Here is a 4,924-nt window from a genome sequence, read left to right as displayed (position 1 = left end):
AATGCCCGTGTGCGGCTCGATCGTGTGGCGATGCTCCACAAGGCTTTCGACCCCGCCGAGTGACGTCGCCCGATGGAAAAGCCGCAACCGCCCCGCGGTGCGCAGCGCCGCCTCCGCCCCGCCTTCGACCACGATCGACAGCAGCCCGCCAAAACCGCCCGACATCTGCCGGGCCGCCAGTTCGTGGCCCGGATGATCCGGCAGGCCCGGGTAAAGCACCTGCGTCACCGCCGGATGATCGGCCAGCCGCTCCGCAAGCACCATCGCGCTGCGCGACATGCGTTCCATCCGTAGCGGCAGGGTCCGCATCCCCCGGGTCAGTAGCCACGCCTCGAAAGGCCCCAGCACCGCGCCCGCGCCCGTCCGATCTTCCCTGATCTCCTGCCAGAATGCGCTGTCCGCCCGACCGGTCGAAAGCGACCCGGCGAGCACATCGGAATGACCGTTGATCCCCTTCGTCGCCGAATGCATCACGAGGTCCGCGCCGAAGGCCAGCGGCTGCGACAGCACCGGGCTGGCGGCGGTGCTGTCCACGGCAAGGATCGCGCCCACCTCATGCGCCGCCCGCGCGGCGGCAGCGATGTCGGTGATCCGCAGCCACGGGTTCGATGGCGTCTCGATCCAGACCAGTGCGGGACGATGGGTGCGGCAGGCCTGTTCCAGCAGCGCGGTATCGGAGGCGTCGACCTCATGCAGCGCAATGTCGCGCCGATTGCAGAAATCCCGGATCCACTTGGTCGTACCCCAGTAAATTTGCGATTGCACCAATACCGAGGCGCCATTCGGTACCGTCCGGAAAGCAGCCGCCACCGCCGCCATGCCGGAGGGGAAAAGCAGCGTATCTTCCGCCCCTTCCAGCCGGTTCAATACACGTTCGGCGATGCGGACGTTTTCATTGTCACCGCGCAGATAGGTGTTATCGGCATTGCGCAACCCGTAGTCGCTGTCGCGGGCAAAGGTCGTGGCGGGATGAATACCCGGCACCACGCCCGCCGTGGCGTCGTCCGTGGCGCCCGCCGCATGGGCGGCGATGGTCGCCGGGTGCAATCTGCGTTCAAAATCATCCGTCATATGAAGGGCTTTCCGTACCTGTTCGGCAAAGCGGTACACCCGGGCGCGGCCCTTGGCAAACCGCAACCGCCGCCCCCGGGTTGACTTGGCCTCCGGCAGGTCCAGTCTGAGGGGACAGCAGGAAAGGGAATTCCCATGCCCACGAAACGCATTCGCTTTACCGGACACGACGGCAACGAACTCGACGCGCGGCTCGATCTTCCGGACGGCCCGCATCTGGCCACCGCGCTCTTTGCCCATTGCTTCACCTGCGGCAAGGACATCCCGGCAGCGCGGCGCATCGCGGGCCGACTGGCGAGCATGGGGATCGCCGTGCTCCGCTTCGATTTCACGGGGCTCGGCCATTCCGAAGGGGAATTCGCCAATACCACCTTCACCTCCAACGTCGACGATCTGCTCGCCGCCTGCGCATACCTCGATGCGCAGGACATGGCCCCCACCCTTCTGATCGGCCATTCGCTGGGCGGTGCGGCGGTGCTGAAGGCAGCGGGCCGTATGTCGGGGATCAAGGCGGTGGCCACGCTGGGCGCCCCCGCGGACCCGAGCCATGTTACGCATAATTTCGCGGATGCGCTCGAGGCCATCGAACGCGACGGTCAGGCAGAGGTCGACCTGGGGGGCCGCCCCTTCACCATCGGCCGCGCCTTTGTCGAGGATGTCGCGGAGGACAAGCTCCAACAGGCGATCCACGAGTTGCGGGTGGCGCTGATGGTCATGCATGCCCCCCGCGATGCCATCGTGGGCATCGACAACGCGAGCGGGATTTTCATGGCCGCGCGCCACCCCAAAAGCTTCGTCTCGCTCGATTCGGCGGATCACCTGATCACGGATGCCGCCGACGCCGAATATGCCGCCGAGGTGATCGCCACCTGGGCGTCGCGCTATCTTGACCTGTTCCCGCCCGCCCCGCCACCCGGCGCCCCCGAAGGCATCATCCGCGTGGCCGAAGCCGATCCGAGCGGTTTTCTGCAGGACGTGAATGCAGGCCCTCACCACCACGTGCTGGCCGATGAGCCCGAAGCCTACGGCGGCACCGACCAGGGCATGACGCCCTATGGCTTCCTCTCCGCCGGGCTGGGCGCCTGCACATCCATGACGATCCGCATGTATGCACGGCGCAAGAAATGGCCCCTCACCCATGTCGCCGTCGATGTGTGCCATGACAAGGTGCACCGGCAGGACGCCGAAGCCGAAGGCACCGAAAAGGTGGATACATGGCGTCGCCGCATCCGGCTGGAGGGCGATCTGTCTGACGACCAGCGCGCGCGGCTGCTGGAAATCGCCGACAAATGCCCCGTCCACCGTACGCTCGAACGCGCCTCCCACGTGGAAACCGAATTGATCGACTGACTTCCAAATGGCGAAAAATCCCGGGGGTCCGGGGGCTGGCCCCCGACCCGCACCCGGCGCCCCGGGGCCACGGCCTTGTTCTCGCGGTCCCGTCGGTCTATTGCGCGCGCAACCGCACGCACCTCACGAAAGGCCGCAGTTCCATGATCCCCCGCTATTCCCGCCCCGAAATGGTTGCCATCTGGTCGCCCGAGACGAAGTTCCGCATCTGGTACGAGATCGAAGCCCACGCCTGTGATGCCATGGCCGATCTGGGCGTCATTCCGCGCGCGAATGCCGATGCGGTCTGGAAAGCGAAGGATGTGGAGTTCGACGTGGCCCGCATCGACGAGATCGAGGCCGTGACCAAGCATGACGTGATCGCGTTCCTCACCCATCTGGCGGAACATGTCGGCAGCGAGGAGGCGCGCTTCGTCCATCAGGGGATGACGTCATCGGATGTGCTGGATACCTGCTTCAACGTGCAGCTGACCCGGGCCGCCGACATCCTGATCGCGGATATGGAAGGCCTGCTCGCCGCGCTGAAGCGCCGCGCCATGGAGCACAAGGACACGGTCCGCATCGGGCGCTCCCACGGGATCCACGCCGAGCCGACGACCATGGGCCTGACCTTCGCCCGCTTCTACGCAGAGATGGACCGCAACCTGCGCCGGCTGCAGACCGCGCGCAGCGAAATCGCGACCGGTGCCATTTCCGGCGCCGTTGGCACCTTCGCCAATATCGACCCCCGGGTGGAGGAACACGTCTGCGAGAAACTGGGCCTCGAGCCGGAGCCGATCTCCACCCAGGTCATCCCGCGCGACCGTCACGCTGCCTTTTTCGCGGCCCTTGGCGTCGTCGGCAGCAGTATCGAGAACATCGCCACCGAGATCCGCCACATGCAGCGGACCGAGGTGCTGGAGGCGGAGGAATTCTTCAGCGCGGGCCAGAAAGGCTCCAGCGCGATGCCGCACAAGCGCAACCCGGTGCTGACGGAGAACCTCACCGGGCTCGCCCGCCTCGTGCGCATGTCCGTCGTGCCCGCGATGGAGAACGTCGCCCTCTGGCATGAGCGCGACATCTCCCACTCCTCGGTGGAGCGCAACATCGGGCCTGACACGACGATCACGCTCGACTTCGCCCTCGCACGATTGACGCAGGTGATCGACAAGCTGGTGATCTATCCCGACAACATGCTGGCGAACATGAACAAGTTCCGCGGACTGGTGATGTCCCAGCGGGTGCTGCTGGCGCTGACACAAGCCGGGGTGAGCCGCGAGGACGCCTACAAGCTGGTCCAGCGCAACGCCATGAAGGTCTGGGAAGAGGGCAAGGATTTCAAGACCGAGCTTCTGGGCGACAAGGACGTGCTGGCCGCCCTCAGCGCGGAGGAGATCGAAGAGAAATTCGACCTCGGCTATCATACCAAACACGTGGATACGATCTTCGCGCGCGTTTTCGGAAGCTGACTTTGGACGCGGGCCCCTGAGGCCCGCAAATCCCTTGCCGATGTGTGGCGCGGGGGCGGTTGATGATCCTCGCCCCCGCCCGGAATCAAGGCGCATCGCGCCGCCGGGCAGCGCCCGACCGCCCCATGGGCGGGCGCTTCGGCACCCTCTGATTACCTTCAAAACGTCGGAGACATGGTGGCACCATAAAGTGGCAGTCTTGTCAGTCGGCAGCGCCCACCCGCGGTCAGGCGCGGCCCTGTGAAGCACTGTCACCTTTAATTCCTCCCCTGCCCTCGCCGCATTTCAATCTGCAACACACCCGGTAACTGACTTGCACGCGGTACCCTGGTCTCCTTTCCCCGACGAAGCCCATACTTCGGATTTTGCGAAATGCTTTTCTTGCGGTATCCTCCCGGACAGAACCGGAAAGGATATGCAGAATGACCCTCAAATCCATTTTCACTGCCCTCCTCCTCACCCTGCTCCCGGCCTTCGCATATGCAAGCTGCGGCACGCATGATACGCAGGCCCAATCCTGTGCTGAAGGCAGCGTCTATGACACGCAGACAGGCACCTGCGTCGCCGACACCACCGCCTGAACACGCGGCACCACGAAGAAGTGACATGCCCGCAGGGCGGCGACCCTTTACCGGCAGCGCGCTCCTGCTAGCTTGGGTTCAGCATCACGGAGGAACCCCATGCGCATCCTGCTGTCCGCCGCCCTCGCCCTGAGCCTGCCCACCGGCCTTCTTGCCGCAGGCGGCGGGAATGAAACGGCACCATCGAAGCCGAAATGCGAAAACGGGCAGGTCTACGACAAGAAGACCAAGACCTGCGTGGACGCAAAGGAAAGCAGCCTTCAACTTCAGGACCGGTACGAGGCGGTGCGCGCCTATGCCCACGCGGGCCAGTACGACGCAGCACAGACAGTATTGGCCGCGATGCCGCAGGATGACGACCGGACGCTCACCTACCTTGGCTTCACGACGCGCAAGATGGGCGACTTGGAGCGCGGCATGGCCTATTACCGGGTGGCGCTGACCCGGAATCCCGGCAATATCCTCGCCCGGTCC

Annotated in this window: 5 protein-coding genes; 4 read left to right on the top strand and 1 reads right to left on the bottom strand. The window is 65.1% G+C overall.

The annotated features are described in order from the left end of the window. A partial coding sequence (locus tag A3764_RS13195) for a trans-sulfuration enzyme family protein (RefSeq protein WP_067951657.1) occupies window positions 1-1,071 on the bottom strand: 1,071 nt, incomplete at its 3' end. A 135-nt stretch (window positions 1,072-1,206) separates the two neighbouring features. Here A3764_RS13195 and A3764_RS13190 point away from each other — a divergent pair. From A3764_RS13190 to A3764_RS13180, 4 genes are all read left to right on the top strand, one after another. Next, a complete protein-coding gene (locus A3764_RS13190) occupies window positions 1,207-2,421 on the top strand; it encodes a bifunctional alpha/beta hydrolase/OsmC family protein (RefSeq protein WP_067921696.1) in 1,215 nt (404 codons plus the stop codon). Between the two features lie 143 nt (window positions 2,422-2,564). After that, window positions 2,565-3,869, top strand: a complete 1,305-nt coding sequence (gene purB, locus A3764_RS13185; RefSeq protein ID WP_067921693.1) for an adenylosuccinate lyase — start codon at window positions 2,565-2,567, stop codon at window positions 3,867-3,869. 422 nt (window positions 3,870-4,291) lie between these two features. After that, window positions 4,292-4,450 carry a chitin-binding domain-containing protein gene (locus tag A3764_RS25705; protein ID WP_201722151.1) on the top strand — a complete coding sequence of 53 codons (159 nt, stop codon included), beginning with the start codon at window positions 4,292-4,294 and terminating at the stop codon, window positions 4,448-4,450. A 99-nt stretch (window positions 4,451-4,549) separates the two neighbouring features. Further along, window positions 4,550-4,924 (top strand): hypothetical protein (locus A3764_RS13180; RefSeq protein ID WP_067951656.1); only part of this gene is annotated, 375 nt, incomplete at its 3' end.

It is taken from the genome of Sulfitobacter sp. HI0129 (assembly GCF_001635395.1).
In the GTDB taxonomy this organism is placed as follows: Bacteria; Pseudomonadota; Alphaproteobacteria; order Rhodobacterales; family Rhodobacteraceae; genus Sulfitobacter.
Note: the sequence above shows the minus strand (reverse complement) of the source record. Positions and strands in the feature narration are given on the sequence as shown.